General features: G+C 73.4%; 22 protein-coding genes. 15 read left to right on the forward strand and 7 right to left on the reverse strand.

Features of this window, described 5'->3' with window-relative positions; translation table 11 throughout:
• Nucleotides 1-11: 11 nt before the first annotated feature.
• Nucleotides 12-272, forward strand: a complete 261-nt coding sequence (locus tag AB0I83_RS01650; protein WP_363303187.1) for a hypothetical protein — start codon at nucleotides 12-14, stop codon at nucleotides 270-272.
• 97 nt (nucleotides 273-369) lie between these two features.
• Here AB0I83_RS01650 and AB0I83_RS01655 read toward each other — a convergent pair whose 3' ends face one another.
• Nucleotides 370-1,263 carry a LysR substrate-binding domain-containing protein gene (locus AB0I83_RS01655; RefSeq protein ID WP_356844072.1) on the reverse strand — a complete coding sequence of 298 codons (894 nt, stop codon included), beginning with the start codon at nucleotides 1,261-1,263 and terminating at the stop codon, nucleotides 370-372.
• A gap of 125 nt (nucleotides 1,264-1,388) precedes the next feature.
• Between AB0I83_RS01655 and AB0I83_RS01660 the strand changes: the two genes are divergently transcribed.
• The 8 genes from AB0I83_RS01660 (at nucleotide 1,389) to AB0I83_RS01695 (ending at nucleotide 11,172) form a co-directional block, all read left to right on the forward strand.
• Nucleotides 1,389-2,390: an aldo/keto reductase gene (locus AB0I83_RS01660; RefSeq protein ID WP_356531872.1), complete on the forward strand. Its 1,002-nt coding sequence runs from the start codon at nucleotides 1,389-1,391 to the stop codon at nucleotides 2,388-2,390.
• Between the two features lie 179 nt (nucleotides 2,391-2,569).
• Nucleotides 2,570-3,403 carry a M55 family metallopeptidase gene (locus AB0I83_RS01665; protein ID WP_356531873.1) on the forward strand — a complete coding sequence of 278 codons (834 nt, stop codon included), beginning with the start codon at nucleotides 2,570-2,572 and terminating at the stop codon, nucleotides 3,401-3,403.
• Nucleotides 3,396-4,736, forward strand: a complete 1,341-nt coding sequence (locus AB0I83_RS01670) for a M20/M25/M40 family metallo-hydrolase (RefSeq protein WP_363303188.1) — start codon at nucleotides 3,396-3,398, stop codon at nucleotides 4,734-4,736. The genes AB0I83_RS01665 and AB0I83_RS01670 overlap by 8 nt, the downstream gene beginning before the upstream one ends.
• A gap of 21 nt (nucleotides 4,737-4,757) precedes the next feature.
• The gene (locus tag AB0I83_RS01675; protein ID WP_363303189.1) at nucleotides 4,758-6,758 is read left to right on the forward strand and encodes a prolyl oligopeptidase family serine peptidase; all 2,001 of its coding nucleotides are present in this window, start codon (nucleotides 4,758-4,760) and stop codon (nucleotides 6,756-6,758) included.
• Nucleotides 6,755-7,699, forward strand: a complete 945-nt coding sequence (locus AB0I83_RS01680; protein ID WP_363303190.1) for an LD-carboxypeptidase — start codon at nucleotides 6,755-6,757, stop codon at nucleotides 7,697-7,699. The genes AB0I83_RS01675 and AB0I83_RS01680 overlap by 4 nt, the downstream gene beginning before the upstream one ends.
• Before the next feature lie 134 nt (nucleotides 7,700-7,833).
• Nucleotides 7,834-9,621 carry a CocE/NonD family hydrolase gene (locus AB0I83_RS01685; protein WP_363303191.1) on the forward strand — a complete coding sequence of 596 codons (1,788 nt, stop codon included), beginning with the start codon at nucleotides 7,834-7,836 and terminating at the stop codon, nucleotides 9,619-9,621.
• A 114-nt stretch (nucleotides 9,622-9,735) separates the two neighbouring features.
• A complete protein-coding gene (locus AB0I83_RS01690) occupies nucleotides 9,736-9,963 on the forward strand; it encodes a LapA family protein (RefSeq protein ID WP_356531881.1) in 228 nt (75 codons plus the stop codon).
• A 63-nt stretch (nucleotides 9,964-10,026) separates the two neighbouring features.
• Nucleotides 10,027-11,172 (forward strand): glutamate--cysteine ligase, encoded by a 1,146-nt coding sequence (locus AB0I83_RS01695; RefSeq protein WP_363303192.1) that lies wholly within the window; start codon nucleotides 10,027-10,029, stop codon nucleotides 11,170-11,172.
• Nucleotides 11,173-11,398: 226 nt separating this feature from the next.
• Here the strand turns inward: AB0I83_RS01695 and AB0I83_RS01700 are convergent, their stop codons facing one another.
• The 3 genes from AB0I83_RS01700 to AB0I83_RS01710 all read right to left on the reverse strand — a co-directional run bounded on the left by AB0I83_RS01700 (nucleotide 11,399) and on the right by AB0I83_RS01710 (nucleotide 14,216).
• Complete coding sequence (locus tag AB0I83_RS01700) at nucleotides 11,399-11,752, reverse strand: VOC family protein (RefSeq protein ID WP_363303193.1); 354 nt, start codon at nucleotides 11,750-11,752, stop codon at nucleotides 11,399-11,401.
• Between the two features lie 59 nt (nucleotides 11,753-11,811).
• The gene (locus AB0I83_RS01705) at nucleotides 11,812-12,621 is read right to left on the reverse strand and encodes a class I SAM-dependent methyltransferase (protein ID WP_363303194.1); all 810 of its coding nucleotides are present in this window, start codon (nucleotides 12,619-12,621) and stop codon (nucleotides 11,812-11,814) included.
• A 98-nt stretch (nucleotides 12,622-12,719) separates the two neighbouring features.
• Entirely contained in the window at nucleotides 12,720-14,216 is a 1,497-nt protein-coding gene (locus tag AB0I83_RS01710; RefSeq protein ID WP_363303195.1) for a phosphatase PAP2 family protein, read from the reverse strand.
• A 214-nt stretch (nucleotides 14,217-14,430) separates the two neighbouring features.
• Between AB0I83_RS01710 and AB0I83_RS01715 the strand changes: the two genes are divergently transcribed.
• The 4 genes from AB0I83_RS01715 to AB0I83_RS01730 all read left to right on the forward strand — a co-directional run bounded on the left by AB0I83_RS01715 (nucleotide 14,431) and on the right by AB0I83_RS01730 (nucleotide 18,558).
• Nucleotides 14,431-15,204: an IclR family transcriptional regulator gene (locus tag AB0I83_RS01715; protein WP_356531889.1), complete on the forward strand. Its 774-nt coding sequence runs from the start codon at nucleotides 14,431-14,433 to the stop codon at nucleotides 15,202-15,204.
• Entirely contained in the window at nucleotides 15,201-16,049 is an 849-nt protein-coding gene (locus AB0I83_RS01720; protein WP_363303196.1) for an SMP-30/gluconolactonase/LRE family protein, read from the forward strand. Before AB0I83_RS01715 ends, AB0I83_RS01720 begins: the two co-directional genes overlap by 4 nt.
• Nucleotides 16,050-16,274: 225 nt before the next feature.
• Nucleotides 16,275-17,513 carry an aminotransferase class I/II-fold pyridoxal phosphate-dependent enzyme gene (locus tag AB0I83_RS01725; RefSeq protein ID WP_363303197.1) on the forward strand — a complete coding sequence of 413 codons (1,239 nt, stop codon included), beginning with the start codon at nucleotides 16,275-16,277 and terminating at the stop codon, nucleotides 17,511-17,513.
• Between the two features lie 13 nt (nucleotides 17,514-17,526).
• The gene (locus tag AB0I83_RS01730; RefSeq protein WP_356531894.1) at nucleotides 17,527-18,558 is read left to right on the forward strand and encodes an MBL fold metallo-hydrolase; all 1,032 of its coding nucleotides are present in this window, start codon (nucleotides 17,527-17,529) and stop codon (nucleotides 18,556-18,558) included.
• 13 nt (nucleotides 18,559-18,571) lie between these two features.
• Here AB0I83_RS01730 and AB0I83_RS01735 read toward each other — a convergent pair whose 3' ends face one another.
• The gene (locus AB0I83_RS01735; RefSeq protein ID WP_356531896.1) at nucleotides 18,572-19,192 is read right to left on the reverse strand and encodes a VTT domain-containing protein; all 621 of its coding nucleotides are present in this window, start codon (nucleotides 19,190-19,192) and stop codon (nucleotides 18,572-18,574) included.
• The gene (locus AB0I83_RS01740) at nucleotides 19,189-19,965 is read right to left on the reverse strand and encodes an MBL fold metallo-hydrolase (protein WP_356531898.1); all 777 of its coding nucleotides are present in this window, start codon (nucleotides 19,963-19,965) and stop codon (nucleotides 19,189-19,191) included. Before AB0I83_RS01740 ends, AB0I83_RS01735 begins: the two co-directional genes overlap by 4 nt.
• Before the next feature lie 181 nt (nucleotides 19,966-20,146).
• On the opposite strand from AB0I83_RS01740, the gene AB0I83_RS01745 reads away from it, so the two are divergent.
• Nucleotides 20,147-20,563 (forward strand): hypothetical protein, encoded by a 417-nt coding sequence (locus AB0I83_RS01745; RefSeq protein WP_356531900.1) that lies wholly within the window; start codon nucleotides 20,147-20,149, stop codon nucleotides 20,561-20,563.
• Nucleotides 20,564-20,685: 122 nt separating this feature from the next.
• Nucleotides 20,686-22,971 (forward strand): phage holin family protein, encoded by a 2,286-nt coding sequence (locus tag AB0I83_RS01750; protein WP_363303198.1) that lies wholly within the window; start codon nucleotides 20,686-20,688, stop codon nucleotides 22,969-22,971.
• A gap of 20 nt (nucleotides 22,972-22,991) precedes the next feature.
• Here the strand turns inward: AB0I83_RS01750 and AB0I83_RS01755 are convergent, their stop codons facing one another.
• Nucleotides 22,992-24,044: a LacI family DNA-binding transcriptional regulator gene (locus AB0I83_RS01755; protein ID WP_356531904.1), complete on the reverse strand. Its 1,053-nt coding sequence runs from the start codon at nucleotides 24,042-24,044 to the stop codon at nucleotides 22,992-22,994.
• Nucleotides 24,045-24,247: the final 203 nt, after the last annotated feature.

A 24,247-nucleotide genomic window follows, 5' to 3' on the forward strand; every position in this document is an offset into this window, starting at 1 on the left:
GGAGCAGTGACATGACCGACCGCAGGCCTGCGGGAACCGCCTACACCGGGGCGACGGGCAGCCCGCCGCCGATACCCGCCGACATGCCGGACCAGCAGGCGCAGGAAGGCGAGGACGCGCTCGACGTGATCCTCCCGCCGGGCACCGGGAGTCCCGACGCGGGGCCGGACAGCGGCAAGCCCGATCCGGACGAGGCCGGCGCGGGCCGCGACACCGCCCGGAGCGCCGCCATCCACTCGGAACACCCCGCCCCGGACGAGTCGACGGGGTGACCCGTGTGCCGTGCCTGACGATGCACGGCGCGACGGGCGGGCGGGCGGGCCGGGCCGCGGACCCCCAGGGTCCGGCCCGGCCGCCGCTGATGCTCTGTCAGCGCACCGGCAGCCCACGGACCAGCGCCATCAGCGCCCGTGCTCCCGGACTCATGCTCCTGGCCGGCGGGAGCACCACCACGCTCTCGTAGACCGGCCGGTGCGGACCGTCGACCTCGACGGTCACCAGCCCCCGGGCCTCCTGCTTGCGGGAGAAGTGGTGCGGCACCACTGCGATGCCGAGGCCCTCGTGCACCAGCTCCAGCAGGCTGTGCACGTCGCTGACCTCCAGCGCCACCGTGCGGCGCACTCCCGCGGCGGCGAACGCCTCGTCCGCCGCGCGGCGCGGCCCCCAGTCCGGGTGGAAGTCGATGAACGACTCTCCGTCCAGGGCGTCCCACGCCACCCGGGTCCCCTCCGCGGAGAGCCGGTGGCCCGGGGCGCACAGGACGACCATCGCCTCCCTCGCCAGCGGGACGAGGTCACCACGCCACTCCGGCGGGGAGACGGTGGCGGCGAACGCCAGGTCCAGCCGGCCGCCGGCCACCCCCTCCAGCAGGCTGGACGTGCCCTCCTGCCGGAGCCGGATCTCCATGTGCGGGTGTTCCCGGTGGAAGGCCGCGAGCAGCCGAGCCGGGCTGACCCCCGCCACGCACTGCTCCACCCCGAGTGTCAGTGTGCCGCGCAGCAGCCCCCGTACGGCGTCGACGGCGTCCCGCGCGGCCCGGGCGCCCGCCAGCGTGCGCTCCGCCTCGACGAGCAGCGCCTGCCCCGCCTCGGTGAGCCGGACCGAGCGCGTCGTGCGGCTGAAGAGCGGTGCCCTCAGCTCCTGCTCCAGCGCCCGGACGGACGCGGACAGTCCGGACTGGGAGACGGCCAGCCGCTCCGCGGCGCGGGTGAAGTGCTGTTCCTCGGCCACGGCGACGAAGTGCTCCAGCTGACGCAGTTCCATGATTAAGCAATGTAATCGATGAATCCCAGCGGAATCTTCTGTTGGACCGCTGGATCTTTCTGCGCGAGGCTGGACGGCGCGCACCAGACCTGGCGCGCCGAGTCCGTGTCCCGTGGAGTGCTCGTATGTACGTTCCGTCCGCCGACCGCTATTCCTCCATGCCCTACCGGCGCACCGGACGCAGCGGTCTGCTGCTTCCCGCGCTCTCGCTCGGGCTCTGGCACAACTTCGGAGGCGACCGGACGCCCGAGACCCAGGGCGCGATCCTTCGCAGGGCCTTCGACCTCGGCATCACCCACTTCGACCTCGCGAACAACTACGGCCCGCCGCCCGGCTCCGCCGAGACCGCCATGGGCCGCGCCCTCAAGGCGGACTTCGCGGGTCTGCGGGACGAGATCGTCGTCTCGACCAAGGCGGGCTACCACATGTGGGAGGGCCCGTACGGGGAGTGGGGCTCCCGCAAGAACCTGCGCGCCTCGCTCGACCAGAGCCTGACCCGGCTCGGGCTCGACTACGTCGACATCTACTACTCGCACCGCTTCGACCCCGACACGCCGCTGGAGGAGACGATGGGCGCCCTCGACACCGCGGTGCGCCAGGGCAAGGCGCTCTACGCCGGGGTCTCCAACTACTCCGCCGAGCAGACCCGCGAGGCCGCCCGCATCCTCGGTGAGCTCGGCACTCCGCTGCTCATCCACCAGCCCCGCTACTCCATGCTGGACCGCTGGGCCGAGGACGGGCTGCTGGACGCCCTGGACGAGCTCGGAGCCGGTTCCATCGCCTACTCGCCGCTGGAGCAGGGCATCCTCTCCGACCGCTATCTGCGCGGCATCCCGGAGGGGTCGCGTGCGGCGGGCGCCAGCCCGTTCCTGTCGGCCGACGCCGTCACCCCCGAGCTGGTCGGCAGGCTCGGCGCGCTGAACGAGGTGGCGCGCGAGCGCGGACAGTCCCTGGCCCAGACGGCACTGGCCTGGGTGCTGCGCGGCGGCCGTGTCACCTCCGCCGTCGTCGGCGCCAGCAGCGTCGCCCAGCTGGAGAACAGTGTCGAGGCCGTCCGGAACCTGGAGTTCGGCGAGGACGAGCTCGCCCGGATCGAGGAGCTGCTGAACGGCACCGCACGGCCCTGATCCGCCGGCCGTCCGCCGCCGGCCCTCCCGTACGGCGGACGGCTGTCACCGGACTGGACCAGTGACAGATCACGGTGGCCCTGGCCCGGCGCTGTCCCGGCGCGTACCGTGATGCGGCACGAAGATCCTCTTCCCGGTGACGGGCGGGGGAGCGGCCGACGAGCGACAGGACCGAGCACGTGAAGATCGTCGTCAGCGCCGACATGGAGGGCGCCACCGGGGTGACCTGGCCGGCCGACGTGCTGCCCGGCACGCCGCAGTGGGAGCGGTGCAGGTCGATGTTCACCTCCGACGTGAACGCGGCGGCCCTCGGCTTCTACGACGGCGGCGCCGACGAGGTGCTCGTCAACGAGGCCCACTGGACCATGCGCAACCTGCTCCTGGAACGCCTCGACGACCGCGTCCAGATGATCACCGGCAGGCACAAGTCCCTCTCCATGGTCGAGGGCATCCAGCACGGGGACGTCGACGCGATCGCGTTCGTCGGATACCACACGGGCGCCGGCACCGAGGGCGTGCTCGCCCACACCTACCTGGCCAACTCCATCACCGGGGTCTGGCTGAACGGCGTCCGCGCGAGCGAGGGCCTGCTCAACGCCCATGTCGCCGCGGAGTACGGTGTCCCGGTGATCCTGGTGACCGGCGACGATCTGACCTGCGAGGACGCCGACAGCTACGCCCCGGCCGCCCGCAAGGTCGCAGTGAAGGACCACGTCTCGCGGTACGCGGCCGTGTGCCGGACCCCGGCCCGTACGGCGGCCGACATCCGGGCGGCCGCGGCCGAGGCGACCTCCCTCGCCGTACGCCACGCACCCGTGACGAGTGGCTCCTACACGGTTGAGCTGGAGTTCGACGCCGAGCATCTGGCGGGGGCCGCGACCGTGGTTCCCGGCGTGGCGCCGAGCGGGGAGCGGCGCGTGGCCTATACCAGCGGGACGATGTACGAAGGAATTCGCACGTTCAAGGCGGTGACGACGATCGTGTCGGCCGCCGTGGAGGAACAGTATGGCTGAGGCGGGCAACAACGGGCCGGTCGACGAGGCGGCACTCGACGAATCGGTGACTTTCACCTCCGAGTTGATCCGGATCGACACCACCAACCGCGGGGACGGCAGCTGCCGGGAGCGCCCCGCCGCCGAGTACGTCGCCGAGCGGCTGGCCGACGCCGGGCTGGAGCCCGCACTCCTGGAGCGCACACCGGGCCGCACGAACGTCGTCGCCCGGATCGAGGGCACCGACCCGTCCGCCGACGCCCTGCTCGTGCACGGACACCTCGACGTGGTGCCGGCCGAGGCCGCCGACTGGAGCGTGCACCCCTTCTCCGGCGAGGTGCGCGACGGCGTCGTGTGGGGGCGCGGGGCCATCGACATGAAGAACATGGACGCGATGGTCCTCTCCGTCGTCCGGGCCTGGGCCCGCGCCGGCGTGCGCCCGCGGCGCGACATCGTCATCGCCTACACGGCGGACGAGGAGGCCAGCGCCGACGACGGGGCCGGGTTCCTCGCCGACCGGCATCCCGAGCTCTTCGAGGGCTGTACGGAGGGCATCAGCGAGTCCGGCGCCTTCACCTTCCACGCCGGTCCCGGCCTGGCGCTCTACCCGATCGCGGCGGGCGAGCGCGGGACGGGCTGGCTGAAACTGACCGCCGAGGGCAAGGCAGGCCACGGCTCCAAGGTCAACCGGGCCAACGCCGTCAGCGCCCTCGCAGCGGCCGTCGCCCGTATCGGCGCCCACGAGTGGCCGGTGCGGCTGACGCCGACCGTGCGCGCCGCCCTCACCGAGATCGCCGCGCTGCACCACATCCGCGTCGACCTCGACGCACCCGGTTTCGACGTGGACGAACTCCTGGGCAAGCTCGGCCCGGCCGCCGCGCTGATCGAGCCGACCATACGCAACAGCACCAACCCGACGATGCTGGACGCCGGTTACAAGGTCAACGTCATCCCCGGCCACGCCACCGCCCACATCGACGGGCGCATGGTGCCCGGCGGCGAGGACGAGTTCCGCGAGACCCTCGACCGGCTGACCGGCCCCGGTGTCGAGTGGGAGTTCGAGCACCAGGAGATCGCCCTCGAAGCACCGGTCGGCTCGCCGACGTACGCCAGGATGCGCGCCGCGATCGAGCGGTTCGATCCGGGGGCCCACGTCGTCCCGTACAGCATGTCCGGCGGCACGGACGCCAAGCAGTTCTCCCGGCTGGGCATCACCGGCTACGGGTACTCGCCGCTGAAGCTGCCCGCCGGCTTCGACTACCAGGCGCTGTTCCACGGCGTCGACGAACGGGTTCCCGTGGACGCCCTGCACTTCGGCGTCCGGGTCCTGGACCACTTCCTGCGCAACGCCTGACCGACTACGGGGGAATCGACCATGGTGTCCACAGCTGCGTACGGCACGTGGCCGTCACCGATCGACGCGGCTCTCGCCGCCTCGAACGACGGCAAGCCCGAGTTCGCGGGAACGGTCGGGGACGAGGTGTGGTGGACGGAACCGCGCCCGGCCGAGGGCGGTCGCCGCGCCCTGGTACGCCGCCGGGCCGACGGGGCCACCGAGTCCGTGCTCCCGGCGCCGTGGAACCCCCGCAGCCGCGTCATCGAGTACGGGGGGACCCCGTGGGCCGGTGCCGCGCGCGAGGAGGGCGGACCTCTGGTCGTCTTCGTCCACCACCCCGACCAGCGGCTGTACGCCTACGCGCCGGACGGCCCCGACGAGCCGTGGCCGCTCACCCCGGTGTCGGACACCGGCGAGGGGCTGCGCTGGGTGGACCCCGAGGTGCACCTCGACCGCGGCGAGGTGTGGTGCGTGCTGGAGGAGTTCACCGGGGACGCGCCCACCGACGTACGCCGGGTGGCGGCCGCCGTGCCGCTGGACGGATCGGCCGCCGGTGACCGGGCCGCCGTACGCGAACTCACCGACGACCAAAACCGGTTCGTCACCGGGCCCAGGCTGTCGCACGACGGCGGACGGGCCGCCTGGATCGCGTGGGACCACCCGAGGATGCCGTGGGACGGCACCGTCGTGATGATCGCCGAGGTGACCCCGGAAGGCGCCTTCACCGGCGCGCGCCCCCTCGTCGGTGACGTCGAGGAGTCGGTCGTCCAGGTGGAGTGGGACCGGGACGGCTCCCTGGTCTTCGTGTCCGACCTCGGAGGCTGGTGGGAGCTCCAGCGGATCCGGCCCGACGCCGTCGCCGGCGCGGTGGTGCCCAGCAGCCGGCTCTGCACCGGCCGCGCCGAGGAGTTCGGCGGGCCGCTGTGGCGGATCGGGCTGCGCTGGTTCCGGCTGCTGGACAACGGGCTGATCGCAGTCATCCACGGCCGGGGCACCACCGCGCTCGGTGTGCTCGACCCGGAGACCGGCGAACTCGTCGACGCGGTCGGCCCCTGGACCGCCTGGTCCGAGACGCTGGCCGTCCAGGACACCAGGGTCATCGGGATCGCCGCGAGTCCCCACACCTCGTACGAAGTGGTCGAACTGGACACCGCCACCGGTCACACCCGGACCATCGGCGCCGCCCACCAGGACGCGGTCGACCCCGCCTACCACCCCGAGCCGGAGATCCGTACCTTCCCGGGACCCGCCGGCCGCGAGATCCACGCCCACGTGTTCCCGCCCCGTCACCCCGACCGCACCGGACCCGAGGGCGAGCTGCCGCCGTACGTGATCTGGGCGCACGGCGGCCCCACCGGCCGTTCCCCGCTCGTACTCGACCTGGAGATCGCCTACTTCACCTCCCGGGGCATCGGTGTGGTCGAGGTCGAGTACGGCGGCTCCACCGGATACGGCCGCGCCTACCGCGAGCGGCTCCGCGAACAGTGGGGTGTCGTGGACGTGGAGGACTGCGCCGCCGTTGCCCTGGGGCTGGCCGACGAGGGCTCGGCGGACCGCGACCGGCTCGCCATCCGGGGCGGCAGCGCGGGGGGCTGGACGGCCGCCGCTTCCCTCACCCAGACGGACGTGTACGCCTGTGGTGCGATCAGCTACCCGATCCTCGACCTGGCGGGCTGGGCGACCGGCGAGACGCACGACTTCGAGTCGCAGTACCTCGAATCGCTCGTGGGGCCGTACGCCGAGGTTCCCGAGCGCTACCGGGAGCGCTCGCCCGTCCATCGCGTCGACGGTCTCACCGCCCCCTTCGTGCTCCTCCAGGGACTCGACGACCCGATCTGCCCGCCCGCCCAGTGCGACCGCTTCCTCGCCGCGATCGAGGGCCGCGGGGTGCCCCACGCCTACCTCGCCTTCGAGGGGGAGAGCCACGGCTTCCGGCGTGCCGACACCGTCAGGCGCGCACTGGAGGCCGAACTGTCCCTCTACGGGCAGACGTTCGGTTTCGACCTCCCCGACGTGCCCCTGCTGGAGCTGAAGCCGTGACCCTGGAGCCCCTCGTCCGCCCCGCCCGTCTGAGGCCCGGCGCCAGGGTCGCCGTGGTCGCCCCCAGCGGACCCGTGCCGGCCGACCGGCTCGAGCGGGGCCTCGATCTGCTGCGCGGCTGGGACCTCGACCCGGTGGTCGCCCCGCACGTGCTCGACACCCACCCGGAGCTGCACCACCTCGCCGGTACGGACGAGGACCGTGCCCGGGACCTCCAGGAGGCGTGGTGCGACCCGTCCGTGGACGCCGTGCTGTGCGCCAGGGGAGGATACGGCGCCCACCGCATGGTCGACCTCCTCGACTGGCCGGCGATACGGGCCGCAGGACCCAAGGTCTTCGTCGGCTACAGCGACATCACCGTGCTGCACGAGGCGTTCGCCCTGCGGGCCGGGTTCTCGACCCTGCACGGCCCGATGGTCGCCACCGAGGTCTTCCTGAAGGACGAGGCCACCCGGCAGGGCCTGCGATCCACGCTGTTCGAACCCGAGTCGGTGTGCACCCTCGGACTGGCCGGGGCGGCGGCGCTGGTTCCCGGCAGTGCCCGGGGCGTCACCTACGGCGGTTGCGTCAGTCTGCTCGCCGCCGACGCGGGCACCCCGGGCGCCCGCACGTCGGCCCGCGGCGGCCTGCTGCTGATCGAGGACGTCACGGAGGACCCCTACCGTCTCGACGGCATCCTGACGCGGCTGCTGAGGATCGGGGCGCTCGACGGGATATCCGGTGTGGCCTGTGGTTCGTGGCAGGACTGCGGTCCGTACGAACGGGTGCGGGCGGTGCTCGCGGACCGGCTCGGCGGACTCGGGGTACCGGTGGTCGAGGAGCTCGGATTCGGCCACGGCCCGACCGCGCTGACCGTGCCGTTCGGCGTGCCCGCTCTGCTCGACGCGCCGGCGGACGGCGGCCCGTGCACGCTCACGACGCTGGTACCCGCACTGGTCTGATTGCGTGTCAGGGGCGCGGGGACCGATTCCTTCGTGAAAGCGTGAAACCCCGCTCCCGTGCGTTGACATCGGTATGAGGTGTGTCACAGCATGGGCCGGGTACGGTACTTACCGGTCGGTAAGGTGTCCTCGGCGTGGAGGTCCATGTGTCGCGTGCCGTGTCCAGATTCCGACGTCCACTCACCTTGCTCGCCGGGGCGGCGCTGCTCGCCCCGCTGGCTCTGACCGGTGCCCCCTCCGCGTCGGCCGAGGACCGGTACACGGTCACCCCGCTGGAGTTCACCGTGCGGGCCGGCGGGCGCTCCTGCACGGTCGACGCGGACCTCTACCGCCCCGCCGGTGTCGACGCGGAGCATCCGGCGCCTGCCGTCCTCGCCACCAACGGCTTCGGTGGCAGCAAGTCCGACGGTTCGACCGACGTCATCGGCAAGGCGTTCGCCGAACGCGGCTATGTCGGCCTCGTCTACTCGGGCCTGGGCTTCGGCAAGTCGGGCTGCCTCATCACACTGGACGCCCCCGCGATCGACGGCGTGGCGGCCTCCGGGCTCGTCGACTTCCTCGCCGGGACGCGTGCCGCCGACGACGGGACCAGAGCGGACTACGTCACCTCGGACGCGCCGGGCGACCCCGTGGTCGGCATGATCGGCGGCTCGTACGGCGGAGCCGTCCAGCTAGCCACCGCCTCCACCGACCACCGGGTCGACGCGCTCGTCCCGCTGATCACCTGGAACGACCTGGCGTACTCGCTCGCCCCCAACGCGGCCGACGCGGTCCGCGGCGTCTCCTCCGATACGCCCGGCGTGTTCAAGTGGCAGTGGACCAACGGTTTCTACCTGATCGGGGAGGGCCAGCCGCTGCTGGTCCCGAGCCTGGATCCGTCCCGATTCGGCAGCCTCACCTGCCTGCACTTCGCCGCGCAGGCCTGCGACACCATCCGGCTCCTGAACTCCGGCCGCTACCCGGCCGCGGCCACCCGGGACATGCTGACGTACGCGCGCGGCGTCTCTCCCGCCTCGTACCTGTCCGGGGTCAAGGCGCCCACACTCCTCGTCCAGGGCCAGGCCGACAGCCTGTTCAACCTCAACGAGGCCACCGCCACCTACCGGACCCTCGCGGCCCAGGGCACCACGACGAAGATGATCTGGCAGGCCTGGGGCCACAGCGGCGGATCGGTGCCCGGCGAACTCGACCTCGCCACCGGGAACCTGGAGACGAGCTACGTCGGACAGCGCATCCTCGCCTGGTTCGACCGCTATCTCCGGCACGACGAATCCAGCGACACCGGACCGGAGTTCGCCTACTACCGTGACTGGGTGAGCGGTTACGGCACCGCGGCAGCCGTGCCCGCGCGGTCCCGCACGATGTACCTCTCCGGCGACGGCGCCCTGGTGGACAGCCGGTCGGAGGTCGTGGCGGGCAGCCGCCGGTACACCAACTGGCTCCTGCCGAGCAGCCACTCCGAGAGTTCCCTGGCCGGACTCATCGGCCTGCCCGATCCGGCGCCGTACGACACCAGGGGCACCCACCTCGGCTGGACCAGTCCGCCGCTGACCGCCCCGATGGACGTGGTCGGCGCCCCGAAGGCCACGCTGAAGGTCGTCTCGCCCGCGGCCGAACGGGCCCAGAGCAGCGGTGACGCCGCGGACCGGCTGGTGCTGTTCACCAAGGTCTACGACGTGGCGCCGGACGGGACCCAGAAGCTGGTGAACCGCCTGGTCGCACCGGTGCGTGTGCCGGACGTCACCCGTCCCTTCACCGTGGAGCTGCCCGGGATCGTGCACCGGTACGAGGCCGGGCACCGGCTGCGGTTCGTGATCGCGGCGAGCGACACCGCCTACTTCGGCAACCGGGGCATCAAGCCCGTCACCGTGGTCAGCGCCCCCCAGGACACCGGAGTCCTGGAACTGCCCGTGGTCGGCTGACCGTCACCCGTACGGCCCTGTTCCACCACTCCCCGGGCCCGGGGCGGATGCATCCTGGGGTCCGGGGACCGTGGTTCCCGGACCCGGAACCCGGACCCAGTGAAAGGGCCGCCCATGAGTCCCAAGCACGTGTCCAGCGGCAGCGCCTTCACGCCCGCCCGGATCGCCGTGACCATCCTCGCGGTGCTGGCGCTCGTGTTCATCTGCGTGAACACCGCTGAGGTCACCATCCGCGTGATCATCCCCAAGGTCACCATGCCGCTCTGGGCGGCGCTGCTCGGGGTCTTCGTCGCCGGGCTGCTCTGCGGGGGCTACTTCTTCCGCAGGAAGGCCCCCCGCTAGACGGCGCCTCCACGCCTCGCCGGCAGCGCGCACACGCAGCACGGCGACGCCCCCCCTTGAAAGATGTCTGCCGGGGTACCCGCCGGTGTGAACGGGGACCAGGCGGTGAAGGGTGCGGAAGTGCGGACAGTCGGTGTCGAGGAAGAGCTCCTTCTCGTGGACGCGGAGAGCGGTGAGCCGCAGGCGTTGGCGACGGCCGTGCTGGCCCTCGCGGAGCGCCGGGCCGGGGGCGAGTCGGCCTTCGAAGCCGAACTCCACCATCAGCAGCTGGAGTTCGGCACCGAGCCGTGCGACACGATGGCGGGTCTCGCGGACGGAATTCTTCGTTCGCGGGACGAGGCGGCGCGCATCGCGGCGGATGCCGGAGCCGCCGTGGCAGCCCTCGCGACCTCTCCCCTCCCGGTCAGCCCCTCCATCGGCGAGGGTGAACGCCACCGGTGGCTCGCGGAGCGGTTCGGCCTGACCGCGCAGGAGCAGCTCACGTGCGGCTGCCATGTGCACGTGTCGGTGGACTCGGACGAGGAGGGCGTCGCCGTGCTGGACCGGATGCGGCCCTGGCTCCCGGTGCTGCTGGCCCTGAGCGGGAACTCCCCCTTCTGGCAGGGGGTCGACAGCTCCTACAGCAGCTATCGGAGCAGGGTGTGGGGCCGCTGGCCCTCTGCCGGGCCCACCGAGGTGTTCGGCTCCGCGGACGGCTACCACGAGCGGATCCGGGCGCTGGTCGGCACCGGGGTGCTGCGCGACGAGGGAATGATCTACTTCGACGCCCGGCTCTCCTACCGCTACCCCACGGTCGAGATCCGGGTCGCGGACGTGTGCCTCGACCCGGCCGACACGGTGCTGCTGGCCACGCTCGCGCGCGGCCTCGTCGAGACGGCCGCCCGCGAATGGCGGTCCGGGAAGGCGGCTGACCCGGTCGCGGCCAGTGTGCTGCGGATGGCCGCCTGGCAGGCGGGCCGGTCGGGCATGGACGGGCAGTTGCTCCACCCCCTCACCATGCGTCCCGAGCCCGCCGAGGACGTCGCACGTGCCCTGCTCGCACATGTGAGTGACGCGCTGGAGGACAGCGGCGACCTCGGAGCGGCCGAGAAGGCGCTGTGGGCGGTCGGGAACCGGGGGACCGGCGCGCGGATCCAGCGCGACCTCCTCGCGGGCTCGGGCAGCCTGCGCACCGCTGTGGCCGAGTGCGTGGCCAGGACCCGCGGCTGATCCGGTCGCCCTGGAGCCCTGGAGCCCTGGAGCCCTGGAGCCCTGGAGTCCTGCGCCGGCGCCCGGTCCTGGACTCCCGGGGCCTTGGCGACCGGGCCCCGTACTCCGGCGGTGCACCGGCACCCGCCGTCACCCGGACTCCGTCCAGGACGGGCCGGACATGCCGGGCAAGCCGACCACCGTCCGGGGCCCGTCCGGCGGGGCGGGCCCCGGGTTCCGGCTCCCGTCAGGCCGGTGCGTTCCGGTCGACGTACTCGAAGACCGAGCCGTCCGGGTGGAGGGCGATCAGGTTGCGCCCGGCGGGGGTGGGCACGGGGCCCGCGACGACCTGCGCGCCCGCCCGGGTCAGTGCCGCGTGGGCCTCGTCGACGTCCTTGACCGCGATCGTCGCCGACACCTTGCGCAGCACCTCCAGTTCGGCCTCCGGACCGCTCATCAGCAGAAAGCAGCCGACTGCGGCCACCGAGACCCCGCCGCGTTCGAAGCGCATGGCCGAAGTGCTGGTCAGGCCCTCGTAGAAGGCCACCGAGGCCTCCAGGTCGTCGACGCAGATACGCAGCGTGGTTCCCAGGATCTCCATGCCCACGAGGGTAGTTGTTGACCCGGCCGGATGTGATCGTTTCCTCCCCGGGCGCCGGATCAAGCCCGGCAGAGCACCTCGCCGTGCGGCACCGTGAACCAACCGTCGGGCTCCTCGCCCCAGGTACGCCAGGCCCGTGCGACGTCCGAGAGCTGTTCCGCGCTCGCGTGCCCGCCGTCCACCGCCAGCTCCGCGTACCCCGACGCCGTCGTGCGGTCGGCCCACAGGCCGCTCCACCACGCCCGGCTCTCCGGGGTGGCGAAGCACCAGGCCGCGGCCGTCGGGGTGATGTCGGTGAAGCCGGCCTGCCGGGCCCAGGAGAGCAGCCGGCGACCCGCGTCGGGCTCACCGCCGTTCGCACGGGCCACCCGGCCGTACAACTCCTGCCACTCCCGCATCCCCGGCACCTCCGGATACCAGGCCATGGCGGCGTAGTCGCTGTCGCGGGCCGCCACGACGCCACCGGGACGGCAGACCCGCCGCATCTCCCGCAGCGCCTGCACCGGATCGCCCACGTGCTGAAGCACCTGGTGGGCGTGGACCACGTCGAAGGAGGCGTCCGGGAAGTCCAGGGCGTGGACGTCCGCGACGGCGAACTCCACGTTGTCCAGGCCTCGTTCGACGGTGACCCGCGCCGCACTCCGGAGCACTTCGCGGCTCGTGTCGACCGCGGTGACCCGGCCCGGCGCCACCAGCGCCGCGATGTCCGCGGTGATGGTGCCGGGTCCGCAGCCCACGTCCAGGACGGTCATGCCGGGGCGGAGTTCACCGATCAGGTACGCCGCCGAATTGGCGGCGGTCCGCCACCGGTGCGACCGAAGCACCGACTCGTGGTGGCCGTGGGTGTAGACGGCTGTTTCCTCTGGCATGGCCGTACGTCCTCTCTCCGGCCCCGGTAGCGGGCGATGGTGACGACGGTACGCCGCGATGTCGCATCATGAGATGGGCGTCTCATCAGGCGAACCATTCAGACGGGCATCGGGCAGTACACCGTGAGCGCCTCGGGCAGCTTGTCGATCATCAACTCCGTTCCGCTGTGCGCCACTTCGCCGTCGAACGCGTACGGGGTGCCCGGTGCGAGACCGGCGAGCCGCACCCTGCGGCGACGTACGGCCGCGTGGGCGGGGGACCGGGACAGAGGACCGGCGATCGCTGCTGCGAGGAGCCTGAGCCCGGGGGTCCGGCCGCCGTGCACCACGCGTACGTCCAGCAGGCCGTCCGCCAGGTTGTGCCGGCGGCCCGGGGCGGGGCCCACCCGCCTGAACAGGCCGTTGCCCACGAAGAGCAGCCACAGCGGCCGCTGCTCCCCCTGGAGCTCGGCGGTCAGGGGGCGTGAGCCGCGCAGCGCCTCGAAGGCGGCGAGGACGCCCGCCGGCCAGCCGCCGATCCGGGGCGACCAGCGCTCCCGGGTCCGGACGAGCTCCGGGTAGACGCCGAGGCTGAAGGCGTTGAGGAAGTAACCCGGTGCCCCCTCCGGCCCCTGCGGTCCCGGCCGGAAGCGGCCCAGGTCGACCCGGACCGCGTCGCCCGCGGTCAGCGCCGTCACCGTGTCGTGCACCGTCTCGATGCCCAGGTCGTAGGCGAAGTGGTTTAGGGTCCCGCCGGGGAAGACGGCGAGCGGCACGCCATGGGTGGCCGCGACGGCCGCGGCCATGTTGACGGTGCCGTCGCCCCCGCACACGCCCAGTGCCTTGCCCTGCCGCGCGGCCTTCTCCAGGCAGCCGGCGAGATCCGCCGGCGCGCACTCCACGGTCGCCGCCAGGGGCAGGCTGTCGCGGATCACGGCGGCCGTGGCGGTCGCGGAGCCCGACTTCCGGTTGACGACCACCACCAGGTCCTCGCCGGCGGTCAGCGCCGGGGCCTCGGCCGGCGGCCTGCCGGGGGCCGGCAGCTGCCCACGGGTGGGTACGACGCCCCGTAGCGCGAACGCGGCCCCGACGCCGAGCGCCGCGCCGGCCACCACGTCGCTCGGATAGTGCACCCCGGTGTAGACGCGGGACGCGGCGACGGCCACCGCCACCGGGGCGACGACGGCGCCCCAGGCCTTCGACTCCAGCGCGACGCCGGTCGCGAAGGCCGCGGCGGACGCCGCGTGTCCCGACGGGAAGGAGGTGGTGTACGGCTGCCGCTTCAGCTGCCTTATGACCGGTACCAGATCCACTATCGGACGCTCCCTGCGGACCGCCCCCTTGCCCACCGTGTTGATCGCCGCCGAGGCGACGGCCAACGAGGCGATCCCGCGCAGCGCCGCCCTGCGGGACCGGGCACTGCTGCCCAGCGCCGCCATGCCCGCCGCGGCCCCGAACCACAGCAGGCCGTGGTTGGCGCTGCGGCTCAGCCTGGGCAGCACGGGCTCGGCGCCGGGCCAGTGTCTTTCGGCCACGCGCTGGAACGCGGCCAGGTCGCGTTGCTGGAACCGGGCCCGCCAGCGGCCGGTGGAGGGGAGGTTGTTCGATGTGGACATGGGACAGCGAATACCCTGCGACCGGGCGGTGAACCAGGAGGCGCGCCCGTCCGGCACCGTCGGATCCGGCGGGGTCGTGGTTTATGTGGCGTTCTGCCCCCAACCGTGCCGCTCGGTCTCCGGGAGCGCATTGCCCGGACAAGTTCCCTGCGGTTAGCCTGCGTTCGTGATTCCGGTCAATGACCGGAGTGTCGAACAGGATTGGCAGGCGATCATGGGGCGACTCGTCCCCGCGGTGACCAGGGCGCTGGATGTTCTCGAGCTCTTCCTCCAGAGCGAGGGGACTCTGTCCGCACCCGAGGTCACCCGCAAGCTCCAACTGCCCCGGACCACCGTCCACGAGCTGCTCACCACGCTCGCCGCGCGTTCCTACCTGGTCGCGGTACCCGAGCAGCCGGGCCGCTACCGGCTCGGCGTGCGCACCTACCAGCTCGGCAGCCGGTACGCCGAGCAGCTCGACCTGGCGGCCGAGGGCCGGCAGGTGGCCGGCGAGGTCGCCGAGACCTGCGGCGAGACGGTCCACGTGGCGATCCTGGAAGACACCGAGGTCATCTACATCGCAAAGGTGGACTCCACCCACGCCGTCCGCATGGTCTCGGCCGCGGGCCGCAAGCTGCCCGCCCACTGCACCTCGGTCGGCAAGCTTCTGCTCGCCGCCCTTCCGGAGGCGGAGCTCGACGCGCGGCTCGACGGTCGGGAGCTCGTGGCCATGACCGACAACAGCCTCACCGACGCCGCGGAGCTGCGGGAGGCCCTCGACGTCGTCCGCAAGAGGGGCATAGCCGTCGAGCACCGGGAGTCGAACCCGGACGTGAGCTGCGTGGCCGCGCCGGTCCGTGACAGGGCCGGACGGGTGGTCGCCGCTCTCTCGATCTCCGTACCGATGATCCGCTGGAGCGAGGAGCGGGAGGCGGAACTCGCCCAGCTCGCCGCCAGGGGCGCCGACGCGCTGTCCGGGCGGCTGGGCCACCACCGGGGGCAGATGTGACGGCCGCTCCCGAGGTGGCCGTGCGGGAGTGCGCCGAGCTGGGTGAGGGCCCCACCTGGGACCCGGCCTCCGAGCGGCTGATCTGGGTCGACATCCTCTCCGCCCGCGTCCACACCTACCACCCGTCCACCGGCCGCCGTACGGTCATGGCCACCGGTCAGCACGTGGGTGCGGCCAAGCCCCGCGCGGGCGGCGGTCTCGCGGTCGTGCTCCGGGACGGCATCGGGCTGTACGACGCGGCGGGAGCCTTCACCTGGCTGGTCCACGACCCCGTCCCCGGCCGACGGGGCAACGACGCCGCCGTGGCGCCGGACGGCGCGCTCTGGGCGGGCAGCATGCGCTACGACGAGGCGGTCGGCGGCGGCACCCTCTCCCGGATCGCGCCGGACGGCACGGTGACGTGCGCACTGGACGCGGTGACGGTCAGCAACGGCACCGGATGGGGTCCGGACGGCCGGCTCATGTACTACATCGACACCCCGACCCGGCGGGTCGACGTCTTCGACGTGGACGGTGAACGAGTCACCGGCCGACGCCCCTTCGTCCTGGCCGAGCACGGGCCTGGCTGGCCGGACGGGCTGACGGTGGACGCCGAGGGCTGCGTGTGGGTCGCGTTCTGGGACGGCGCCGCGCTGCGCCGGTACACCCCCGACGGGCGGCTGGACCGGGTGGTGGAGCTGCCGGTCCGCCGGCCCACGGCGTGCGCGTTCGGCGGGCCCGGCCTGCGTGACCTGTACGTGTCCACCGCCCGCACGGGCCTGGACCTGCCCCATCCGCTGTCGGGTTCCCTGCTCGTGCTTCCGGACGCCGGGCAGGGCCTGCCGGGAGTTCCGTTCGCCGGGTGAGCGGGTGAGCGGGTGAGCGGGTGAGCGGGCCGGGCGGGCCGGGCGGGCCGGGCGAGCCGGGCGAGCCGGGTGGAGCGTCGGGCGAGGGGCGCGCGGGGCGGGTGATGCGCCAGGCGAACCGAGGCGGCCCGTTTCCGCCGCCCCCTTGCTCCGGTGCGCGGGCGCCCGCCCGGGAACCTCCGTATAAAGGGGCCTGAGGGCGACGCAGGCGGAGGAGGCCCCGGGATGGCACGGCGCGAGCGGAAGCAGCCCCACCCCCTCGGGGGCGACCGGGGCCCGGTCAGGTACGGGCCGCCCGCCCCCGATCCCGGCCTTCCCGTCCTGCCCGAACTCGCCGGGGTGCTCGCCGCCTCCGCCGCCTGGACCCGGCCCGAGCCACCCGGAGGCGGAACGATCCTGCGGGAGGCCGCCCGTGCTTACTGGGAGCGCCGGGGGCTGCACGGCGACCCCGGGAGCATCGTGGCCGCTCCCGGCCCGCAGCCCCTGCTGCTCGCGCTGATCGCCGCGCACGGCGGCGACGTGCTGATGCCCCGGCCCTGTCCGGCCGGCTGGATGCCGCAGGCGCGGCTGCTGGGCCGGCCCGCCTACCACGTGCCGACCCCGGCGGAATGCGGCGGCATCCCCGACCCGTACGCGCTGCTGGAGACCGTACGCAGGGTGCGCGCCGAGGGAGGCAGGCCCCGGCTTCTCCTGATCTCCGTCGCCGACGACCCGACCGCGACCCTCGCCCCGCCGGAACTGGTGCGTGAGGTCTGCGAGGCCGCCGTGGCCGAGGGGCTGCACGTCGTCAGCGACGAGACCTGGCGCGACACCCTGCACCGCCCGCACGACACGGTCCTGCTCAGTCCGGCCGAGATGTGCCCCGACGACGTCACGGTCGTGTGCGACCTGGCGGGAGCTCTCACCCCGTCCGCCTGGCCGGTGGCTGTCGCACGGTTCCCCGACACCGTGCGCGCGGCCGCCCGGCGTGCCCGCGTCCTGGACGTCCTCACCGCGCTCGGCGCCCTCGTCGCGGAACCGGTGGCCAGGGCGGCGGCCCACGCGCTGTGTGAGCCCGAGCCGGTCAGGGCGAGGATCCGCCAGGCGGCGGCCCTCCAGGCGCACGTGGCCTCCGCCGCCCACCGCGCGGTGCTCGGAGCGGGCGCCCTGGCCAGGCCGCCGCAGGCGGGACGGCACCTCTACGCCGACCTCGGCCCCCTGCGCACCCGCCTGGCGGCCCGGGGTGTCACGGACTCGATGGAGCTGGAGGAGTACCTCACGGAGCGCCTAGGCGCCCCCGCCCCCGGTGGGCACCGCTTCGGGGACGAACTGGGCGCCCTGCGGGTGCGGCTGAGTACCGGTCCGCTGCTCGGCTCGACCCCTGAGCAGCAGACGGAGTCCCTCACCGCGGTGGAGCCCTTGGAATTGCCCCATGTCGCCCAAGCGCTGAGCATCTTCGAAGCAGCCCTCGATGAACTCCGATGACAGGAGCCTCTCGATGACGGAACAGACCGAGCGCCCCCTCGCCGGAGCCGGCCACGCGCCCACGGGCCGTCCCGCGCCCGCCGCGGCGCCGCGCCGCCTCGGCGAGCTCCGTACCTGGCCCCGCACGTTCGCCGACCGGCTCACCGCCCCGCTCCCGGGTGTCAGGGGCATGACCCGGCTGGCCAGGGAGCGTGCCATGCGGCCCAACGCCGAAGGGCTCCGGGGTATCCACCGGCTGCCGTACGCCCCCCGGCCGCTGCCCGACGCGGGGCCGGACACGACCGCCGTCACCTGGGCCGGGCACGCCAGCTGGATCATCCGTATCGGCGGACTCACGGTCCTCACCGACCCGGTCTGGTCACGCCGCATCCTCGGCACCCCGGCCAGGATCACCCCGGCCGGGGTCCGCTGGGAGGAGCTCCCCACCGTGGACGCGGTCCTGATCAGCCACAACCACTACGACCACCTCGACGCCCCCACACTCCGCAGGCTCCCCAGGGACACCCCGCTCCTCGTCCCCGCAGGACTCGGCCGCTGGTGCAGGCGCCGCCGCTTCACCTGCGTGACCGAGCTCGACTGGTGGGAATCGGTGGAACTGGGCGGGGTCCGATTCGACTTCGTACCGTCCCACCACTGGTCCAAGCGCACCCTCCTGGACACCTGCCGGTCCCTCTGGGGCGGCTGGGTGCTCGGCGACGCGCAGGGGCGGCGGCTCTACTTCGCCGGGGACACGGGCTACGGCCACTGGTTCAAGGAGATCGGCCGCCGCTACCCGGGCCTGGACCTGGCCATGCTCCCGATCGGGGCGTACGAACCCCGCTGGTGGCTCTCCGACGTGCACACCGACCCCGAAGAGGCCGTACAGGCGTACGGCGATCTCGGGGCCCGTGCGATGGCCCCGATGCACTGGGCGACGTTCCTCCTCTCCGCGGAACCGGTCCTGGAACCGCTGACCCGGCTGCGCACCGCCTGGCAGCGGGCCGGGTACCCGCGCGCCGACCTCTGGGACCTGCCGGTCGGCGGCTCCCGCCTCCTGGACCCCTGAACCCGTCCCGCCCTCAGCCCGCCGTCCGGGCCCGCACCCGCCGCCAGAGCGCCGGCGTCCCGCTGATCAGCAGCGTCAGCACGACGGCGGCCACCACCCCCTGCCACGGCTCGCGGAACAACGAACCGCCCAGGATCCCGATCAGCTGGTACGTCGCGGCCCACGCGAGGCACGCCGGCACATCGCCCCGGGCGAACTGCTTCAGCGGCATCCGGCCGAGCAGGCAGGCCAGCATCACCGGGATGCGCCCGGCCGGTACGAGCCGGGACAGCACCAGCACCACCGTGCCGTGCTCGTCCAGCTTCTCCTGTGCCTGCGCGAGCCGTTCCGGAGCGGCCCGCCGGGTGATCGCCTCCAGCCACTTCGACCCGTTCCTGGACCGGACCCCGCGCTGTCCCAGCCAGTACAGGCACACGTCCCCGAGGAACGCCGCAGCCGCGGCCACGACGAACACCACGAGCAGGGTGAGGGGTGACATCCGGTGGAAGGCCACCACGGCGGCCGAACTCACCAGAGCCCCCGTCGGCACCACCGGCACCAGCGAACCCGCAGCCACCAGGACGAATAGCGACGGATAGGCGACGGCCTGCTGCGTCGACTCTGTCGGCAGCTCCCGCAGCACTTCCTGTATCACCTACGGGCCTCCGGCCTCACATGCTCGCCGTGCCCCAGCCGGTGCACCGCCACCTCCGGCGCCAGCAGGGCCGCCTGCCGCACGAACTCGTCGCCCGGCGAATGGAACTCGTGCGGCCGGACCCCGGCCATCCCGATCGGCCAGTACGTGCCGTAGTGCACCGGAACCGCGGACCGCGGCTCCAGCAGGGTCAGCACCTGCGCGGCGCGCGCCGCGTTCAGATGGTGGTGGCCCAGGTTCGGGCCCCAGCCGCCGACCGGCAGCAGCGCCACGTCGACCGGCCCCACCGCATCGGCCATCTCCTCGAAGAGCCCCGTGTCACCCGCGAAGTACGTCCGGGACTCGCCCTCGACGACGTAACCCAGGGCGGGCACCCGGTGCGGGCCGACCGGCAGCCTGCGCCCGTCGTGCAGGGCCGGGACCGCGCGGACCAGCACCTCGCCGACCCGCACCACGTCCCCGGGCCCGACCTCGGAGATCCGCAGCCCGCGCACCCGGCGCAGCACCCGCAGGCCGGGGACGGCCCGGACCGCCCCCCGGGGCACGACCAGCAGGCTGCCGGGGGCGAGCCGGGCCAGCGACGGCAGGTGCAGGTGGTCGGAGTGCAGGTGTGAAATCAGGACCGCGTCCGCCACCGCGGCCCGCGGGGGCGGCACCTCGCCGCGGCGGCGGCGCAGGTGCGCGAACCGGCGCACGAACAGCGGATCGGTCAGCACCCGGACCCCGCTGTCCTCGATCGTGCAGGTGGCATGACCCCACCACGTGACCTCCACCGCTCCGCCTCCTCGTCCGTGCCACCGACCTGTCCAGGCGTACGAGCCTAGGCCCTCCGCGCCCCTGCCCCGCCTGAGTGCTCCTTCGCGCCCGCTCCGGCACGGGTTCGCCCGGCTACACAGGGCTACGGGAGGGGTAGGGTCATTGCCTGCATCCGAGCGCGTGGGGGGGAAACGTTTCATGGGGGACGTCGTCGGGGACGTACGGGTGGCTGCCATCGCCAGTCTCACACCGCTGGAGGAGCTCGACGGCGACCCGTTCCTCGTCGACACCCGGAGCCAGCACGCCATGTGCGCGCGCTGGGCCGCCGATCAGGGATACGTCGTCACCCGCCAGCTGCGCGTCTACGGGCTGCGCCCCGACCACCACGCCCTGTGGGGCGGCGCGGACGGTGGCCACGTCGAGCTGTTCGTGGCGCCCAACGGGCGGGTGCTCGAACGCGCCCTCGTCTCGGTGCCGGGCTTCGAGGCCGAGTGCGAGCGGCGCGGTGTCCGGCTGGAACTCGCCGGTCTGGAAGAGCCCGAATACACCGCGCGCACCAAGGCCAGCGTCCACCGCAGGCTCTCCATGCCCACCGCCGGCTACGACGGCTGCTGACCCCCGCAGTGCCCGCCGGGGCCCGCGCGGGAACCCGGGGCCCCGAGGTACCCCGAGGGGGCTGTGGCAGGCTTGACGCGGCTCCGTGACGAACACCGGGCCCGGAGGTGAGGTGGAACGGCGTGAGCGACCGGCGATGGCGGACCGCGGGCGGAGCCCTGATACGGGTGATCTCGGTGTGGGCCGTCTCCACCCTCACCATGCTGGCGCTCGCCGGTCTCCTGCCCGACTTCCAGCTCCAGTCCGACGACGGCGACAGCGTCACGAGGACCGCGTTCACCGCCGCCTGGGGCGCCGGCGCGTTCGGCCTGCTCTCCGCCCTGGTGTGGCCCCTGCTCGTCAGGGCACTGCTCATCGTGCCCGCACTCGTACTGGGTGCGCTGGTCTTCTTCCTCAACGGCTCCCTCCTGCTGATCGCCCTGCGGCTCATCCCGGACGGGCGGGGGGACGCCGCCCCGGAGACCGCCGTCGTCGTGGCCGCCGTCATGTCGGCGGTCGCCTCCGGGGCGTCCACCGCGCTCGCGGTCCGTGACGACGACGCCTACCGGCGCAGACTCTCCCGCCTCGCCGACCGGCGCCGCAGACGCGACGGCACACCCGGGTCCGCGGACGGCGGGCGGGGCGGACCGCCCGGCATCGTGTTCGTGCAGCTCGACGGCGTGGGCCATCAGGTACTGGAACGGGCGGCGGCCGACGGCGTCATGCCGACCGTGGCCGGACTGCTGGCCGACGAGGCGGGGCACCGGCTCACCCCGTGGACGACCGACTGGTCCAGCCAGACGGGCGCCAGCCAGCTGGGCATCCTGCACGGCAGCAACCACGACGTGCCCGCGTTCCGCTGGTTCGAGAAGGAGAGCGGCACCGTCATGGTCTCCAGCAGGCCGGCGAGCGCCCTCGAACTCCAGCGCAGGGCGATCGCCCGCACCCGCGACGGCGGCCTGCTCACCGTCGACGGAGCGAGCCGCGGCAACCTGTTCAGCGGCGGAGCCGACCAGCTCGCCCTGGTCCTCTCGATGGCCGCCAGGCGAGGCAAGGGCCGCCGCTCCAGGGCCGGTTACTTCGCCTACTTCTCCGACCCGGCCAACGCCGTGCGCACGGCGCTGTCCTTCGTGGCCGAGGTGGGACGGGAGATCGGCCAGTCCACCCTGGCCCGGGTGCGCAAGGAGTCGCCCCGGGTCAAGCGCGGCGGGCTGTACCCCTTCATCAGGGCGTTCGCGACGGTCCTCGAACGCGACGTGGTGGTGGCCGCCGTGATCGGCGACATGTTCGCCGGACGCACCGCCGTCTACGCCGACCTGGTCGCCTACGACGAGGTCGCCCACCACTCCGGACCGCACAGCAGGGACGCGGAGAAGGTCCTGGCGCGCCTCGACCGCTCACTGGGACTCATCCTCAAGATCGCTGACCACACCCCCCGCGGCTACCGGATCGTGCTCCTCTCCGACCACGGCCAGAGCCCGGGGGAGACCTTCGCGGGCCGGTACGGCCTCACGCTCAAGGAACTCGTACGGGCGGGCTGCGGGCTGCCGGTGCCGCGCAGCGCGCAGCGCACCCGCAGTGCCTCGGAGGCCCGCGACGCCCTGCGTACGGCCCTGCACAGACCGGTCGGAGGGCGGGAGGCGAAGCACCCCGCGAAGTCGTCGGACCCGGTCGTGCTCGCCTCCGGGAACCTCGGTCTGCTGTCCTTCCCCGACATCGAGGGGCGCGCCTCGCGCGAGCAGCTCGACCGCAGGTACCCCGCGCTGCTCGGCACGCTCGCCGACCATCCGGGCATCGGTTTCCTGCTCGTGAGGAGCGAGAGGCACGGATCGGTGGTGCTCGGCAGGGGCGGGACGGAGACCCCGGTCGCGGAGCTGGCGGACGGTGAGGGGCCGATGGCGGTGTTCGGTGCCGGCGCGGCGGACGCGGTACGGCGCACGGACACCTTCCCGCACGTCGCGGACGTCATGGTCAATTCGATGTACGACCCCGGAACCGGCCGGGTGCACGCCTTCGAGGAGCAGATCGGCTCGCACGGGGGGCTGGGAGGCGAGCAGTCCAGGCCGTTCCTGCTGTGGCCGCGCACACTGGCGGACCCCATGGACGCGTTGGCCGCGGACGCTCCCCGGACGCCTGCCGCGGCCGGTCCGGCCCAGGGCGACACCCCCGCGGGTACGGCCCCGGCCGGTCCGGTCGGGGCGGAGGCCGTGCACCGGATACTGGCGCGCTGGCTGAGGGAGCTCTCCGGACCGCAGGTCCCGCTGCGGCCGGGTGGCCCCGACGTCGCCGGAGCCACCGGTGAACCCGTCACGGACGGGCCTGTCCGGCTGCTCGACGGGCGGCCGCCGGAAGGGCACGTCCCCGAGGTGCCGCTGCGGGGTCAGCCCCTCCCGGACCCGGACGACGTCGTCCCGGGCGCGCGCGGCTGACCCGTCCGGCGGGATGGAGGTCAGGCCGACTCGCGACGCACCAGTGTCGGATGGAAGATCACGGACGGTTCGGGACGGCCGGACTTGCCAATCTGCTTCAGCAGCAGGCGGGCCATCTCGGACGCCATCTCCTCCACCGGCTGACGCACCGTGGTGAGCGGGGGGTCGCAGGCCGGTGCCGCGCTGCTGTCGTCGAAGCCGACCACTGCCACGTCCCCGGGCACGTCCCTGCCCGCCCGCAGCAGCACGGGCATCGCACCCAGCGCCATCAGGTCCGAGGCGATGAACACCCCGTCCACGTCCGGCCGGTCCCGCAGCAGCTCCCGCATCGCCGCGGCCCCTCCCGTGTGCGTGAAGTCCCCCTCCGCGACCGCCACGTCCCCGATCCCGTGCTGCACCAGCGCGTCCAGGAACCCGTTCAGACGTGCCTGGCCCGCGGGCATGTCCTGCGGGCCCGCCACGGTGGCGAGACGACGCCGCCCCAGCGACACGAGGAGGTCGGCCGCCATCTGCGCACCCGCGCGCTGGTCGGCCTCGACGTAGGTGAGGGGCGAGTGCCTGCGCGGCCGGCCGGCCAGCACGGCGGGCAGCCCGGTGTCGTGGAGCAGTCCGGGCAGCGGGTCGTCGGCGTGCGAGGAGATGAGCACCACCCCGTCGACGTGCCCCTGGCGCAGGTAGGACAGCAGCTGATTCCGCGAGGCCTCGTCGTCGGCCAGCATCAGCACCATCTGGATACCCGCCGGGCGCAACACGTCGAGGACTCCGCCGACCACCCGGCCGAAGTGCGGGTCGGAGAACATCCGGCCGACGAACGGCTCGGCGACCGGGCGCCGTTCACGCTCGGACACCACCAGCGCGACCGAGTCGGTCCGCCTGGTCACCAGTGAACGCGCGGCGCGGTTGGGGACGTAGCCCGTCGTGGCCACCGCCTCCTCCACCACGCGCCGCAGGGCGGGGTCCACCGTGGTCGCACCGTTGATCACCCGGGAGACCGTGGCCCGGGACACGCCGGCCACCGCGGCCACGTCCTCCAAGGTGGCGGGGCGTACGGGCGGCGAGACGTCGGCAGTCATGCCGTCTTTTATACCGGGTGGCCCGACGGGCACGCGAAGGGTTCCGGCACGTCAGTGGGCGTGCCGTGCATGGGCGAGGCACCTGGCAGGTCGGGCAGCACGATCGGGTCGTCCGGGGCCCGGTGGGCGCAGGGGCATTCCGCGAGGGAGGTTCGCTCGATCCGGGGTCAGGCGCTGTTGTCAGTGGCGCACGGCAGGATGGT

It is taken from the genome of Streptomyces sp. NPDC049970 (genome assembly GCF_040660235.1).
In the GTDB taxonomy this organism is placed as follows: Bacteria; Actinomycetota; Actinomycetes; order Streptomycetales; family Streptomycetaceae; genus Streptomyces.

Bases quoted from the DNA above. Each gene is read 5' to 3' on its own strand.
- AB0I83_RS01650 (WP_363303187.1), top strand. From the start codon at position 12: ATGACCGACCGCAGGCCTGCGGGAACCGCCTACACCGGGGCGACGGGC.
- AB0I83_RS01655 (WP_356844072.1), bottom strand. From the start codon at position 1,263: ATGGAACTGCGTCAGCTGGAGCACTTCGTCGCCGTGGCCGAGGAACAG.
- AB0I83_RS01660 (WP_356531872.1), top strand. From the start codon at position 1,389: ATGTACGTTCCGTCCGCCGACCGCTATTCCTCCATGCCCTACCGGCGC.
- AB0I83_RS01670 (WP_363303188.1), top strand. From the start codon at position 3,396: ATGGCTGAGGCGGGCAACAACGGGCCGGTCGACGAGGCGGCACTCGAC.
- AB0I83_RS01675 (WP_363303189.1), top strand. From the start codon at position 4,758: ATGGTGTCCACAGCTGCGTACGGCACGTGGCCGTCACCGATCGACGCG.
- AB0I83_RS01690 (WP_356531881.1), top strand. From the start codon at position 9,736: ATGAGTCCCAAGCACGTGTCCAGCGGCAGCGCCTTCACGCCCGCCCGG.
- AB0I83_RS01695 (WP_363303192.1), top strand. From the start codon at position 10,027: ATGTCTGCCGGGGTACCCGCCGGTGTGAACGGGGACCAGGCGGTGAAG.
- AB0I83_RS01700 (WP_363303193.1), bottom strand. From the start codon at position 11,752: ATGGAGATCCTGGGAACCACGCTGCGTATCTGCGTCGACGACCTGGAG.
- AB0I83_RS01705 (WP_363303194.1), bottom strand. From the start codon at position 12,621: ATGCCAGAGGAAACAGCCGTCTACACCCACGGCCACCACGAGTCGGTG.
- AB0I83_RS01710 (WP_363303195.1), bottom strand. From the start codon at position 14,216: ATGTCCACATCGAACAACCTCCCCTCCACCGGCCGCTGGCGGGCCCGG.
- AB0I83_RS01715 (WP_356531889.1), top strand. From the start codon at position 14,431: ATGGGGCGACTCGTCCCCGCGGTGACCAGGGCGCTGGATGTTCTCGAG.
- AB0I83_RS01725 (WP_363303197.1), top strand. From the start codon at position 16,275: ATGGCACGGCGCGAGCGGAAGCAGCCCCACCCCCTCGGGGGCGACCGG.
- AB0I83_RS01730 (WP_356531894.1), top strand. From the start codon at position 17,527: ATGACGGAACAGACCGAGCGCCCCCTCGCCGGAGCCGGCCACGCGCCC.
- AB0I83_RS01745 (WP_356531900.1), top strand. From the start codon at position 20,147: ATGGGGGACGTCGTCGGGGACGTACGGGTGGCTGCCATCGCCAGTCTC.
- AB0I83_RS01755 (WP_356531904.1), bottom strand. From the start codon at position 24,044: ATGACTGCCGACGTCTCGCCGCCCGTACGCCCCGCCACCTTGGAGGAC.